Annotated in this window: 9 protein-coding genes; 5 read left to right on the plus strand and 4 right to left on the minus strand. The window is 65.7% G+C overall.

The features are described from left to right. The 3 genes from VGE27_RS12630 to VGE27_RS12640 form a co-directional block, all read left to right on the plus strand. Positions 1-964: N-acyl-D-amino-acid deacylase family protein (locus VGE27_RS12630; protein ID WP_331050020.1), on the plus strand; the 964-nt coding region annotated here is incomplete at its 5' end. 267 nt (positions 965-1,231) lie between these two features. After that, positions 1,232-4,363 (plus strand): SusC/RagA family TonB-linked outer membrane protein, encoded by a 3,132-nt coding sequence (locus VGE27_RS12635; RefSeq protein ID WP_331050021.1) that lies wholly within the window; start codon positions 1,232-1,234, stop codon positions 4,361-4,363. A 16-nt stretch (positions 4,364-4,379) separates the two neighbouring features. Then, the gene (locus VGE27_RS12640) at positions 4,380-5,978 is read left to right on the plus strand and encodes a SusD/RagB family nutrient-binding outer membrane lipoprotein (RefSeq protein ID WP_331050022.1); all 1,599 of its coding nucleotides are present in this window, start codon (positions 4,380-4,382) and stop codon (positions 5,976-5,978) included. Positions 5,979-6,079: 101 nt separating this feature from the next. On the opposite strand, the gene tkt is transcribed toward VGE27_RS12640, so the two are convergent. The 4 genes from tkt to VGE27_RS12660 all read right to left on the minus strand — a co-directional run bounded on the left by tkt (position 6,080) and on the right by VGE27_RS12660 (position 10,914). Beyond that, the gene (tkt, locus tag VGE27_RS12645) at positions 6,080-8,131 is read right to left on the minus strand and encodes a transketolase (RefSeq protein ID WP_331050023.1); all 2,052 of its coding nucleotides are present in this window, start codon (positions 8,129-8,131) and stop codon (positions 6,080-6,082) included. A gap of 177 nt (positions 8,132-8,308) precedes the next feature. After that, positions 8,309-8,854, minus strand: a complete 546-nt coding sequence (locus VGE27_RS12650; RefSeq protein WP_331050024.1) for a DinB family protein — start codon at positions 8,852-8,854, stop codon at positions 8,309-8,311. A 20-nt stretch (positions 8,855-8,874) separates the two neighbouring features. Next, the gene (locus VGE27_RS12655) at positions 8,875-9,624 is read right to left on the minus strand and encodes a porin family protein (RefSeq protein WP_331050025.1); all 750 of its coding nucleotides are present in this window, start codon (positions 9,622-9,624) and stop codon (positions 8,875-8,877) included. A gap of 57 nt (positions 9,625-9,681) precedes the next feature. After that, complete coding sequence (locus tag VGE27_RS12660) at positions 9,682-10,914, minus strand: alanyl-tRNA editing protein (protein ID WP_331050026.1); 1,233 nt, start codon at positions 10,912-10,914, stop codon at positions 9,682-9,684. Between the two features lie 46 nt (positions 10,915-10,960). Between VGE27_RS12660 and VGE27_RS12665 the strand changes: the two genes are divergently transcribed. Together VGE27_RS12665 and hrpB are read left to right on the plus strand one after the other, a co-directional pair. Then, a complete protein-coding gene (locus VGE27_RS12665; protein WP_331050027.1) occupies positions 10,961-13,405 on the plus strand; it encodes a S41 family peptidase in 2,445 nt (814 codons plus the stop codon). A 23-nt stretch (positions 13,406-13,428) separates the two neighbouring features. Beyond that, a partial coding sequence (hrpB, locus tag VGE27_RS12670; RefSeq protein ID WP_331050028.1) for an ATP-dependent helicase HrpB occupies positions 13,429-15,213 on the plus strand: 1,785 nt, incomplete at its 3' end.

Below are 15,213 nucleotides of genomic sequence, written 5' to 3' on the forward strand. Positions count from 1 at the left end.
AGTGCTGGCCGTGGTGTCGGCGGCGCGTCCATTCGGCGGTGTGTACGACACACACCAGCGCGACGAGAGCTCGTACACGATTGGACTGTTCGCCTCGGTGCAGGAATCCATCCGGATCGGGTGTGAATCCGGGCTCACCACCAACATCGGCCACATCAAGACACTCGGCGTTGACGTATGGGGCAAGGCCGACAGTGTGCTTGCTATCATGCGCAGCGCACGCGCACGCGGATGCACGGTGGTAGCCGATCAGTATCCGTGGACGGCCAGTGGCACGGGGCTCAGTGCCGCACTGCTGCCACGTTGGGTGCAGGCGGGCGGTCGTGACTCACTGCTCGCCCGTACGAGGGACGCTGCGACGCGCACGCGCATTCTCGCCGAGATGGAGGAGAACATGCGTCGACGCGGTGGCGACAGCACGCTGTTGCTCATCAACGGGGGGGCCGGCTCCGCGCTGTATATCGGCAAGACGTTGCGTGATGTGTCGCGCAGCAGCGGCAAGCCGGCGGTGGATGCAGCGCTCGATCTCATCGAACAGGGGCTCGACATGGGAGTCGCGTCATTCAACATGACTGAGTCCGATATTGAGACGTTCATGAAGGACCCATTCGTCATGACAAGCTCTGATGGATCGAGCGGGCATCCGCGTCTCTATGGCACATTCCCGCGCAAGATCCGGCGCTATGTGCTGGACAAGCCCGTCATCACCATGGCCCGCATGGTGGAAGCTTCGTCGGGGCAGGTGGCGCGCACGTACGGACTCACCGATCGTGGTGTGCTGCGCGCGGGGGCATTTGCCGACGTGATCGTGTTCGATCCGCGCACGGTGCGGGACGAAGCTACGTACATGGAGCCCACGAAGCTCTCCACCGGGATGCGTTTCGTTTTTGTGAATGGACAGGCGGCGGTGCGGGATGGTTCCCCTACCGGCGTTCTGTCAGGACGTGCGCTGCGCAAGCGATAGCGGCAAATCGCAGGGGACGACCGCTTCGATTGAAGCGTGCATGTCCGACAACAGTGCAGCACTGCGCGGCGTCACTCTGTGTGAACATGCCGTGCACCGCGTGCCATTCTGGGATGTGATGCTTTCCCTCACTCCCAGTCCGGGATAGGTTTGCCGTTCACTCCCGCCCGACCGCCGGACGCCATGACGCCGCGGTCAACGGCCTCCAATCGCACGACGTAGCGGGGGTGACTTGCGCTCCACCCTTTCCGCCCCCCTGGAGGACTGATGGTCTCTCGATCTGCCGTGGCCCGTGTGCTGACGGCGTTGCTGTGTGGTGCCCTTGCCGGCACCGCAGCGCCGTTGTCAGCACAAGGAGCGGCCGGCCGCGTTGTCGGTACGGTGTCTGATTCCGCTTCCGGACAACCCCTGCAGTCGGTGCAGCTCTTTCTGGCGCGTGGTACCACGCGTCTCGAAGCCCGCACCAATGCTGATGGACGATACACCTTTGTGAATGTGCCTGCGGGCAGCTATGGCCTTGAAGCCATCCGATTGGGGTATCGGCGACTGGTTCGCTCGGGAATCACGGTGGGGACAGAGCAGCTCACGCTCGACCTCAAGATGGACGCGGCGGCACTGAACCTTCAGGCTGTGGTTACCACGGGTGTCGTCGATCCGACGAGTGGTACGCGTGTGCCGTTCTCCGTGGGTCGTGTGTCGGCGGAAGACGCCCCGGTGCCAGCCACCAACGCGCTCGAAACCATTCAGGGCAAGATCGCGGGTGTGAGTGTGGTGCCCACCGGCCAGGCCGGTAGCGGTACGAACATCCAGCTCCGTACGCCCACGTCCATCAGCAAGAGCAACTCCCCGCTGGTGGTGGTCGACGGTGTGATTCAGTCGGCATCCTTCGACGCGGCCAGCGCCGACCTCCAGTCGATGGATATCGAAAGCGTGGAAGTCGTAAAGGGCGCCGCCGCAGCGTCGCTGTACGGCTCGCGCGCCTCGGCCGGTGTCATCCAGATCCGCACGCGTCGCGGAAACAGCCTCGCGGAAGGCACCACCAAGTTCACGGTGCGCTCGGAGTGGGGTTCCAACTCGCTGGCTCGCACGGTGGATTGGGCGAAGTACCACTACTACTACTCGGACGCGAACGGCAACTACACCAATGCCGCCGGCCAGATCGTGCCGCGCGAGCAGCGTGTGCCAATGCCTGTACGATTCCAGGATCGTTCGTATGCGCCGGGCACGGCGTATGATCAGGTCGATCGGTTCTTCGATCCGGGCAACTTCATGCGCAACTCGCTCAACATTGCGCAGAACGGCGGCAAGACCAACTGGTTCTTTGCCTATGTGAACCAGCGCGAAGATGGCGTGGTGCTCAACAGCGGCCGCTACGACCAGAACGACTTTCGCTTCAATCTCGATCACCGTCCGCGCAGCGACCTGCAGTTCGGTGTCAGCTCCTACTACAGCAAGTCCACGCGTCAGAATCTGTACGGCGACGTGTTCTTCGACCTGATCAACCAGGCGCCCGACGTCGACCTGCGTCAGCCCGACCCGGACGGCACGAAGTACATCTTCCAGCCCGATTTCGAAGGCCGTGAAGAGAACCCGCTGTATGTGCTTTCCACCGAGAAGAACAACCGCAACCGTGCCCGCCTTCAGGGCAGCCTCGAGGGCCGGTACACACCGCGCTCCTGGCTCACGGTGGACGGCAACCTGAGCTTCGACCGCTCGGACCGCGACAACAACTTCTTCCTCGATCAGGGCATCAAGACCGAAGGCTACGCCAACGGTGGCCCGGGCTCCATCTCGCGTTTCAACGGCATCACCAACGCGCTCAACGCCTCGCTGTCGGCCAATCTGCTCAAGAAGGTCGGCGACTTCACGCTGCGCTCCACGGTGCGCGGCCTGATGGAGCGTGAAACCAACAACACGGTGAACGCCAGCGGCGAGATCTTCGCCACGCCCGGCGTGAACGCGCTCAACAACGCCACCGTGCGTTTTGTGTCGTCCAACAGCGAAACCATCAAGACCAACTCGTTCTTCGTCAGCGCGGCCAGCGACTATCGCGGCAAGCTGATCATCGACGGCCTGGCCCGTCTCGACGGCAGCTCGCTGTTCGGCCCGGAAGAGCAGGAGAACTGGTACTACCGTGTCAGCGGCGCGTACCGCATGTCAGAAGAGTCGTGGTTCCCGTTCAAGGGCTTCATCAGCGACTTCAAGATCCGCGCGTCGCAGGGTACCGCCGGTGGACGTCCTGACTTCTCCGACCAGTACGAGACCTACAACTTCACCGAAGGCGGCGGCCTGGTGAAAGCGAATCTCGGTAACCGCTTCCTCAAGCCCGAGTATTCGAAGGAAACGGAATTCGGCTTCGACGCCATCTTCAAGAACCGCTATTCGCTGCAGATCTCGCGCGCGCGCCAGAAGACCACCGACCAGCTGCTGCTCGTGCCGCTCGCGGGCTACTTCGGCTATGCCAACCAGTGGCGCAACGCCGGCACCGTGGAAGGCAACTCGTGGGAAGGCACGTTCGAGGCGCAGCTTGTGCGCAAGCCGAACTTCACATGGCGCGCCGGCCTCGTGGCCGACCGCAACCGCAACAAGATCACCGAATTCAATCTCCCCTGCTTCACCACGGGCACCATTGGATTCCGTTGCGGCAACGAAACGCTTGGCAACATGTACGGCTTCCGCTTCATCAAGGATGCGAGCGAGCTGCCGGCTGCGGCGCAGGCCCGTGCGAACGAATTCCAGGTGAATGACGAAGGACTGCTGGTGTTCGTGGGTGCCGGCAACAACTACACGGATGGCCAGACGAAGAACCTCTGGAATGCACCGGCCACGACCATCGGGACCGGCGTGTATCGGTTTGGTCAGCCCATCACGGCGATCGATTCCACCGGCAGTGCCGCGGTGAGGCGCATGGGTGATGGCAACCCCGACTTCCGTTTTGGTGTGTCCAACACGATTGGCTGGCGCAACCTGCAGGTGTTCATGCTGTGGGACGCGCAGGTGGGCGGCGACGTGTACAACCAGACGCGCCAGCGCATGTATCAGTGGGGCCGGCACGCGGATGTCGATCAGGCAGGCAAGCCGGAGGAGCTCAAGAAGCCGACGGACTACTATGTGGCGCTGTATGCCGCCAACAGCCCGACGGACTACTTCGTCGAAGATGCGAGCTACGTGAAGCTTCGCGAACTCTCGCTCAAGTATCGCCTGCCGAGCAGCTTCAACGGCGCCCTCGCGCGCCTCGGCGCCAGCCAGGCCTCGCTGTCGCTCATCGGCCGCAACATGCTCACGTTCACCAAGTACAAGGGCTACGACCCGGAAGTGGGGTCGGTGCTCAATCGTCTGGACAGCTTTGCCTATCCGCGCTATCGCACGGTGACGGGCAGCGTCGAGATCATCTTCTGACCGACGAGCCATTCACATGACAGCACTCAAGAAGTTCGCACTGCCGATCGGCCTCGCGCTCGTTGCGGCGTCCTGCCAGGACCTCGACGTGGCGAACCCGAACAGGCCCGATGCCGCCCGTGCCACCGCACAGGCGCTCACCACCGAGACCTTCGTGGCCTCGTCGTTCCGCACGTGGTGGCCGGTGGCCGGCCACGACGATTATCCGGCGTGGGCGTTCAGCACGATGGCGCGCGAAGTCACCTCGGGTTTTGCCGACTTTGGTCAGCTCGAGATGTCGGCGGAGCCGCGCATCGGCTGGAACAACAGCCCGGTGAACGTGCGTCGACTGGTCAACGAACAGCCGTGGTATCAGTTGTATCGCACCATCTCGTCGGTGAACGACGTGATCAGTGCCGTGAACAACGGACTGGTGATCGAGAATGCCACGCGCACCGCTCGTGCCAAGGCGATGGGCAAGCTGATGCAGGGCTTGTCCTATGGCCACGTGGCGCTGTACTTCGACAAGGGGCCCATCATCGACGAGCGCACGCAGCTCGATACGATGACCACCCCGCAGTTCACCGAGTACAAGGACGTCGCCACGTTTGCCATCAGGCAGCTCGACTCGGCGATCACGATCGCCAACGCGAATCCCACCATGACCTTCCCGGTGGAGTCGTGGCTGTTCCAGGCGATGACCAAGGACCAGTTCGTGCGCTTCGCCAATTCGTATGCGGCGCGCATCCTGGTGTACAGTGCACGGTCGCGTACAGAACGCGCGGCGGTGAACTGGGCCGAAGTCATTCGTCGTGTGGATGCCGGTATCACGGCTGACTACGCGCCCACGGCGCAGCCCGACATCCTGTGGGATGACTGGAAGCGCTTGGTGGCACGCCTTCGCACCGCGGGTCGCCCGTCCGACTTCGGTCGTCCGAGCTACTGGCTGATCGGCCCCGCCGACTCCACGGATGGCTGGAAAAACTGGGTGGCGACGGCCAACGATGCGCGCCAGCCGTTCCAGATGCGCACGAAGGATCGCCGCATTCAAGGCGCTGGTGGTCCGGCCACGCCCGGCAAGTACGTGGGCTACAACCTGAACAACATCTTTGCCGCCGACCGCGGTACCTATCGCTGGTCGCACTACTACTTCCTGCGTGCCGGTACCGACGTGACGTGGCAGACCGGTCCGCAGGTCGCGATGACGGTGGCGGAGATGGATCTGCTCAAGGCCGAGGCGCTCATCCGCTTGGGTCGCGCGGCAGAAGCCGTCACGCTGATCAACAAGTCGCGTGTGGCCAACGGGCAGTTGCCGCCGGTCACGCTCGATGGGCCGCCGAATGAACCCGGTTGTGTGCCGCGCAAGGAAGCCGGTGGTTGCGGCAGCCTGTGGGACGCCCTGCGTTACGAGAAGGGCATCGAAGGCCTCGGCGTGAACGGTGTCATCGCGTTCCTCGATGCGCGTGGCTGGCAGACGCTCCCCGAGAACACGCCGATCCAACTGCCCATCCCGGGCCGTGAGCTGCAGACGCTGCAGTTGCCGCTTTACACGTTTGGCGGCCCCGGCGGTCAGTCCAGCGCACCGGCACGTGATCCGGAGCGTTGCCCGGCGACGGGCCTGGCGCGATGCCCGTGACAGTAGTGACGGGTAGCGGGTTGCGGGTTTGGAGGTGAACGGCAAAGCGGGCCCGGGACATTGTCCCGGGCCCGCTTTGGTTTTGAGCAACGAGTTGTGTGTTACGACAACACCGACTTCGCCGTGCGCACCACATTGTCGGCGCTGATGCCGAACTTCTCGTACAGCACCTGATACGGTGCGCTCGCACCGAAGCGCTCGATGCCCACCACCGCGCCCGTATCACCCACCCAGCGATACCACGGCATCGGATGCGCGGCTTCAACGGCCACACGCGGCACGCCGGCCGGCAGCACATGGTTGCGATACTCCACCGGCTGCTGCGCAAACAGCTCGAGGCTGGCGCAGCTCACCACACGCGCGTGAATGCCTTCGCCCGACAGCTTCTCACGCGCCGCGAGTGCGATCTCCACTTCGGAACCGCTGGCCAGCAGCACCACGTTCGGTGCGCGGCCGGCCGCATCGGCCACCACGTAAGCGCCCTGCGGCACGCCGCTCTTCGCGCGCGCCGGCTCGCCGAAGTACGACAGCTTTTGGCGCGTCAGCACAATGGCCGTCGGGCCACTGCGATGATGCAGCGCGGTACGCCACGCTTCGGTCACTTCGTCGGCATCGGCCGGGCGCAGCACCAGCAGGTTGGGAATGCAACGCAGCGCGGCGAGATGCTCCACCGGCTGGTGCGTCGGGCCGTCTTCACCGAGACCGATGGAGTCGTGCGTGAAGACATAGATGGCCTGCACACCCATCAACGCCGCAAGACGAATGGCTGGACGCATGTAGTCGCTGAACACCAGGAACGTGCCGCCGTACGGAATGACACCGCCGTGCAGCCCCATACCATTCATGATCGCGCCCATCGCGTGTTCGCGAATGCCGAACGGGAAGTTGCGAGCGGCCGGATTCGTGCCCGAGAACAGCGGCGCGCCCTTCACCATCGTGAGGTTGGAGCCAGACAAGTCGGCGCTGCCGCCGATCAGTTCCGGCAACACCGGCGCGATCGCGTTCACCACCACACCACTCGCCGCGCGGCTGGCCACATTGCCACTCTTCGCGTCGAACGCGGGGAAGGCGGCATCGAGCGAGGCGGGCAGCTTGCCCGCGAGACGGCGCGAAAGCTCGGCGGCCAGTTCGGGGTGCGCCGCTTCGTACGCGCTCCACGTCTGCTTCCAGTCGGCGTGCGTGGCGGCGCGAGCAGCGGCCGCGTCACGCCAGTGCGCGAGGGCGGCATCGGGCACGAAGAACGGCTCGGTGCCGGGCCACGCGTACGCCTGCTTGGTCAGCGTGATCTCGTCCTTGCCCAACGGTTCGCCATGCGCCTTCGCGGTGTCCTGGCGATTCGGCGAGCCGAAACCGATGTGCGTCTTCGTGATGATCATCGACGGACGTTGCGTATCGGCCTTCGCGGCGGCGATCGCGGCATCGATGGACGCGAGGTCATTCACGTCGGCGATGTGCAGCACTTGCCAGCCATACGATTCGAAACGCTTGGCCGCATCATCGCTGCACGTGAGCGACGTGCTGCCGTCGATCGTGATGCCGTTGTCGTCGAAGAAACCAATCAGTTTGCCGAGCTGCATGTGGCCCGCGAAGCTCGCGGCTTCGTGCGAGATGCCTTCCATGAGGCAGCCATCGCCGGCGATGAAGTACGTGTAGTGATCGACGACCGCGTGCCCTTCACGATTGAACGTCGCGGCGAGATGTGCTTCGGCGACGGCAAAACCCACCGCGTTGGCGACACCCTGACCCAGCGGGCCGGTGGTGGTCTCCACACCCTTCGTGTGATGCACTTCGGGGTGACCCGGCGTCAGGCTCTCCCACTGACGGAAGTGCTTGATCTCGTCGAGCGACAGGTCGTAGCCGGCCAGGTGCAGCGTGCCATACAGCAGCATCGAGGCATGGCCCACCGATAGCACGAAGCGATCACGATCGGCCCAATCGGGCGCCGTCGGGTCATGCCGCAGGTGCTTGGCGTACAGCGCATAGGCCAGCGGGGCCAGCGCCATCGGGGTGCCGGGATGTCCGGACTCGGCCGCCTGGACAGCGTCCATGGCCAGTGTGCGGACGGTGTCGATCGCCAGACGCACGGTCTCGGGCGATGCAGCGGCGAGTGCAGACGGGACGGACGAACCAGCAGACGAAGGTGACGCGGACACGAAAGCGCTCCGGAGGGATCAGGCAGAAGGCCCCGTGGAGGGACCTGATTCAGGGTGAGCTCGCGGGGCTCTCCATCGAACCCCACGCGCACAGCCCCCAAATCTAGCCACAGTCGGTTCCGGAAACCGACCCGCCGCTGGCCCACCTCAAGGCCTCCGGCCGAGGCCCTTGTCACATCAGCGCGCCGTCAGATACCGGTCGCGGGTGATGGCGTGATGGTGGGCCATATGCCCGGCAATCATCCAGATGAGGGCATTGGCGGACACCGGGTGATTGGACGCGGTGCCCACGCGGGCCAGCGCCGTGTCGTCCAGCGAACGGACCAAGGCCAGAGTGGCTGCCCGGACCGACTCGAGCTCGGTCAGGATGCTGTCCAGGGGACGCTGGGTGGAGCGGCTTTCCGGCACCCAGGCGTCCTGGTCGAAGCCGGGCAGCGGGGTAGCGTCGTTGCGGGCGACCCGGAGCACGCGATAGGCAAACACCCGCTCCGTGTCGGCCACATGCAGTAGCGACTCACCCAGTGTCCATTTGTCGGCGGCGTAGGAAAACCCGCCGATGTCGGCCGGTGCACCGGCCAGCAGCGATCTCAGCTTCGTTGGCTGACTGTCGAGCAATTCTGCAACATCATTGAGCCCTTCCTGGGACAGCATAGACTCAGTGGAGTCGATGTATGTCTGTGCCCATGGGGCGTGCTCGGTGCTGGCTGGACGGCGGATCGGCATGGGCGTGGCCTGAAGGTCGATTAGAACCCGAGGCCGAACACCACTGAAAAGCCCCGGTTTTTCGGCGAGATATCGGCCGACGACTCCTTCGCGATCGACGAGAAGCCCTGGCTGTATCGCGCCTGCACAAATACGGAGCGGCCCAGGAGCGATCCCGTCAAGCCGGCGCCGGCGATTCCGCTGATGTCGGTCTTGGAGAACGGGTCGCGCGATGCAGCCTCGCCCTCACCCAGGTCCCCCTCGTCGCAGCTCGTGCTCAGTGAGCCGCTGCCGGCCACCTCCAGGCTCACCTTGCATGCCGCCCGCATCGAAAACGCGGGGCCGAACGATACGAACGGATGCCAGCCACTGCGGTTGCCCAGATCGATGCGCGCCAGCACCGGGATCTCCACGTATGCCAGTCGGAAGCCCAACTTGGCCGTCTCTTCGCCCGCAGACTCGGGCAACTCCATGGACGTCTCAAGCTTGCCACCCTTCTGCGAGTAGTGCACTTCGGGCTGCAGCGAGAGTGCGCCCTTCACCGGAATGGTCGCGAACAGACCACCCTGCAGGCCGATACGGCTCTTGCTGGTGAGCAGGTCCATGCCCAGATCGGCGGACTTGTCGAGATCGGTGATGGACGTGAACGCCGGGCCGGCCAGCGTCCCGAAGCGCATGCCCTGCGCGGCGACAGGCGAAGCAAAAAGTGCTGTGGCAATGGTTGCCACTGCGGCTGCAAAGAGGGGCGACGCGACGGCGCCGCGCATGGAACGAGCGATGGTGACTGGCATCTATGACTCCACGGTGAATAGGTCCGACACTTCGCCATGGAGGACGGCGCGCGTCGGCTAGAACCCGAGCATACGGGCCACGGCGTCCAGGGTTTCGCGCAGATTCGCCGACCCTTCGCCGCCGCCGGTGACAGCGCCCTGCGCCACGCGCGGAGAACCACCACCACGGCCGCCAACGGATTGCAATGCGGCGCGGAGCTGCTGCCCCGCGTCGATGGACACATCGGCGGCCGATGCGAGCAGTACTCCACCCACCGTGTCGCTTGTCACCAACACGGCGCACCCGCCTCGTGCCGTGAGCTGCTGCGCAAGCGCTTCCGATTCCTTCACCGCGCCCGCCACCGTCAGTCGCACGCGGCGCACGCCATCGGCGCCCGGCGTGGCCGCGTTCCACAACGCCAGCGCTTCATGACCGGCGAGTGCCAGTGCCGTGCGCTTGAGGTCACGCTCGAGCTCCTGCAACCGCTGCTGCATCTGCTCCACCAGCACGGGCACATCCTGCGGCGCGGCCGACAGTGGACGCGCGGCACGTGTGAGCAACTCCGCATCGAGACGCGCGCGCTGCACCGCACGATGTCCGCACACGAACTCGATGCGGGTATGTCCACGCGTGCGCTCCGCACGGCGCAACAACACCGCGCCAATCTCCCCCGTGCGCGCGACGTGTGTTCCACCACACGCGCTGCGATCCAGTCCATCGATCGTCACGATGCGCAGCGTGCCCGTGCGTTCACTCGCTTTGCGCAGCCCCGAAGCGGATTCGGCGTCCTCATAGCTCACCGAGACTTCGAGATTGTCGAGCGCCAACGCATTGGCACGCTGCTCGATCTCCACCAACTGCTCAGGCGTGACCTCCGTCGCGGCGACGTCCACGGTCGATGTCACGTCACCGAAGTGCACACTCACTGTGGGCCACCCATACCGATCAGCGAGCAGCGCCGACAACAGGTGCTGGCCGGTGTGCTGCTGCATGTGATCGAAGCGACGGGTCATGTCCACCTGACCCACCACCATCGCGCCCGTCGGCAATCCCAAGGGCTCGGCCAGGCGATGCGCCACCCGCTCGTCTTCATCCACCACATCGACCACTGGAATGTCGGCCAACCAGCCCAGGTCGTGCGGCTGTCCACCGGACGTGGGGTAGAACGCCGAGCGATCGAGGTAGACGACGCGCCCCTCGTCAGCGACGCCGGTCACGATGGCACTGAAACGGGACAGTGTGGCGTCGTCGTAGTAGAGGCGCACGGTGGCGGACGACGCATCGGACGCAGCGGTAGACGATTCGGACATGGGCGGAGGCGGGTGGCGAATCAGGCAGCGGGGTATCTTAGGCAATATGCCACTCCGCGATCTGCGACCAGCCCTTGGTGTCACGGCCATCCTCGCGCTTGCCGGCTGTCAGCCGCTCGGCGGCGCGCTGGGCAAAGCACCCGCGCCTGCCGTCCCCATCACCGCACCTGTCGAGCGTCAGGCCGAACAGCCGCGCGTGGTGATGCCCGAAGCCCCAGCCGATCCAGAGCCCGAACCGGCGGCGTCGGATTCGGCCGGTGTGGCGCGGCTGGTGCAGCTCACGCAGGTGTGGCACCTGATCTCCATGCATCACCCCGCTGTGGTGGTGCGAGGCGCTCCGCTCGACTCGGCGTACATCCGTGCGGTGACGTTGGTGCGTCGCGCGCAGGATGCGGCGTCGCTGCAGATCGCGTACGCGCGATTTCTGGCAGCACTCAACGATCCGCTCACGCGCGTCGAGCCGCTGCAGGCTTCAGGTCAGGCAGGGCAGGCGACCGTTGATGGACCTGCCGGCGAGATCGCCGTGGAACGCACCGCGGACAGCATCCTCGTGGTGAAGATGCCCACGGCTACACGCTATTCGTCGCGCGCCGAAGTGGCGTTGCGTGAGGCGCTCACCAATGCGCCGCCTCGTGTCGTGCTGGATCTGCGCACGGCTGGTGCCGCGGCAGATCCCGACAGCCTCGATGCGTTCGTCGCGCGCATGGAACTGGGCGAGCGTCTGGCCAGCGTGCCGTTCTCCCGCAGCACGGTGCGTGTGCGACGTGTGGGCGGTGCGCGCGATGTGCAGGGCACATGGACATACGACGACTCCTGGCTGGGCCGCGATGGTGTGCTGGTCGCAGCGCGGAGCCCGATGCCGCGGCGGGTGATGGTGCTGGCCAACGAACGCACCGTGCTGCCGCGCGCCGTGCTCGGCCTCATCGCCACGGGCCGTGGCACACTGATCGGTGAAGGCCCGTTGCACGACGATGCCCTCGTGCCCAGCGTGCAGGTGAGCATTGGTCAGGGATTCGCGGTGCGTATTCGCACTGGTGAAGTGGTGCACGTGGACGGCAGCAGCGGTGTGCTGGCCGATACCACGGTCACGGCGGCGCCCACTGGCACGGCATCCGACAGCGTGCCTGCGCTGCGTACGGCATTGCAGCTGCTGCGCACGGGCCGTGGTGTACGCGTGTCCCGCATGCCGCTGGTGCGATCGCCGGCCGTGCTGCCCACCTACTACGATACGGACCCCTATCCGTACATGGGAGCACGGGTGCTGGCGGCCGCGCGCGTGTGGAGTGCCATGCGGGCACGTCATGCACACCGCGACCTGTACGACGATGACATCGATTTGGCGTTCGAGCGCGTGATCCCCAGGCTCGAGTCCGCGCGATACGCGCATCAGTATGCCGCGGCGCTGCGCGGATTTGTGTCGGCCTTCGACGATGCGCAGGTGCAGTTGACCGGTGTTTCCGCCGACTCGGCGCGAGGGCTGGCCACTGTCCCGTTCCGCGTGCGCTGGGTGGATGGGCGGGCGATCATCACCGACGTGGTTCGCAATGATGATACGAAGGCCCTGGGCATCGAACCCGGTCTCGAAGTCACTGCAGCGGATGGGTTTCCGATGGCGGCGTGGATCATGGAGCACCGCGGCCAGGTGTCGGCGCCCAACGACTGGAATCGTATGCACCAGCTCATGCAGTTGATGCCCTACGGTCCGCCGGGACGTGCGCTGTTCCGTCTGCGCGACACGGCTGGCCGAGAGCGGCAGGTGGACGTACCGCGACTGGAAGCCAATGTGCCGCTGCTTGCTACGGTGGAGCGGCCGTGGCAAACGCCGTCGCGTGCGCTGACTTCGGGTGTCGCGTACATCGACGTGAATCGCCTTACCGAACAGACCGTGGGACCGGAACTCGCGCAGCATCGCAATGCGCGCGCCTGGATTCTCGATCTGCGCGGGGCCCTGCCCGATACGAGCGCCGTGTTTGCCCAGATCCTGTCGGCCGTGCGGGCGCGCTCAGTGGCGGTGACCGCGCGCGAGCTGCATCGCTACCAGAGTGCCCCATGTCTCGTGGCGTCGTTGCGCGAGGCCACGCAGCAGTGCGCGGATGAGCGCGAGCTGCGGGCGCGCGTGAGTCGTGGGGACACCACTGGTCACTACGCGGGCCGCCTGGTGGCACTGCTCGACGAGCGCACGTCAGGCACCATGGAACGTCTGGCCATGGCGCTGGAAGCCACCACCGATGTCACCTTCGTGGGCAGCACCACGGCGGGCTCTCCGGTGGAAACCGTGCGGCTCGCACTCCCCGGCCAACTCTCCGTGGGCATTCCGGCCGCCGAACTGCGTCGCGCCGATGGTGCGCAGTGGCAGCGCGTGGGCATTACGCCCGTGGTGGACGCCCGCATGACGGCGCGGGCATTTCGTACGGGTGCTGATGATGTGGTGGAGCGCGCGCAGCAGTGGTTGCTGCAGCAGCTCGATGGCGCTGCGCGGCGCCGACGCTGAGTCGTGACCTGACGCAGCGCCGCATGCCCCGTTCGCTCACGCCACTGCCGATCGACAGTGCGCTTCCGGCATTGCAGGACGCGCTGCAGCAGCGCGCCGTCGCCGTACTCGAGGCGCCGCCCGGTGCCGGCAAGACCACGCGCGTGCCACTGGCGTTGCTCGATGCGCCGTGGCTCGATGGGCAACGCATCGTGATGCTCGAACCACGGCGGCTCGCCGCACGCGCGGCCGCCACCTATATGGCGCGGCAGTGCGGTGATTCCGTCGGTGAGACGGTTGGCTACCGGGTGCGCGGTGACACACGCATCTCGGCCCGTACGCGCATCGAGGTGGTGACCGAGGGTGTGCTCGCGCGATTGCTTTCCGCCGATGCCACGCTCGAGGGGTACGGCGCAGTGATCTTCGACGAGTTTCACGAGCGTTCGCTGCACGCCGACCTCGGGCTCGCGCTGGTACTGGAGACCCAGCAGCAACTGCGCCCCGAGCTGCGGGTGCTGGTGATGTCAGCCACGCTCGAGGGAGATGCGGTCGCGGCGCTGATTGCCGATGAAGGCGGCGCCGCACCGGTGGTGCGGAGCGAGGGGCGCATGTTTCCGGTCACCACACATCATCGCGCGCCGCGCGCTGACGAACGCCTCGAAGCCAGTACCAGTCGGGTGATTCGCGAAGCGCTGCAGGATACCGAGGGTGACCTGCTGGTGTTTTTGCCGGGCGCGGGCGAACAGCGTCGAGTGGCCGAACGGCTGACCGGCAGCGCGGAGCTCTCTCGCGTGCACGTGCATGTGTTACATGGCAGTATGCCGCTGAGCGAGCAGGATGCGGCTCTCGCGCCAGCGCCAGCCGGGTGGCGCAAGGTGGTGCTGAGCACGAGCATCGCCGAAACCAGCCTCACCGTGGAAGGCGTGCGCGTGGTGATCGATGCCGGTCTGTCGCGTATTCCGCGTTTCGACAGCGCGGCCGGGCTCACGCGATTGCACACGGTGCGGGTGAGTCGCGCGTCGGCCGACCAGCGACGCGGCCGCGCCGGCCGTACGGCACCGGGCGTATGCTACCGGTTGTGGGACGTGCACGAGGAGCACACCATGCTCGCCGCCACACGGCCTGAGATCCTCGATGCCGATCTCTCCTCGCTCGCGCTCGAGTTGGCCGATGCCGGTATTCACGATCCATCGCAGTTGCGTTGGCTGGATGCACCGAGGGCTGCGGCCTTTGGTGCCGCGCGGGCACTGCTCACGCAATTGGCGGCACTCGATGCGCAGGGTCGTATCACGCCCCATGGCAAGCGCATGGCCGCGTTGCCACTCGCGCCGCGTGTGGCCCATCTCCTGCTGACGGCGGCGTCGCGCGGTGAAGCGGTGGCTGGCGCCGCCATTGCAGCATTGCTCGAGGAGCGCGATGTGTTGCGTGCTGAATTCGGACGTCCACCGGCAGATCTGCGATTGCGCACCGAGCTGCTTCGCCGTGATGGAGACGGTGGCACGGCGGCCGGCATGTTCGGAGCCAGTGTCGACCGCGATGCCACGCGACGCGTGCGGCAGATCATGCAGGACCTGCTGCGGCGTGGCGATTTTGGCGCCGTAAACGCCAACGCGCCATGGAACGACGACGATATCGGCGCGCTGCTGGCGCTGGCCTTTCCCGACCGTGTCGCGCAGCGACGCGCGGGTACCGAGCCGCGCTACCTCATGCGCAATGGCAGTGGTGCGGTGCTGGAAAAGCGCGACGGATTGCATGACGCACCGTGGCTGGCCATCGCCGAACTGGAAGGTCAGCCGCCGGAGTATCGCATCGTGCGCGCCGCGCCCATC

Source organism: Gemmatimonas sp., assembly GCF_036405635.1.
Taxonomy (GTDB): Bacteria; Gemmatimonadota; Gemmatimonadetes; order Gemmatimonadales; family Gemmatimonadaceae; genus Gemmatimonas.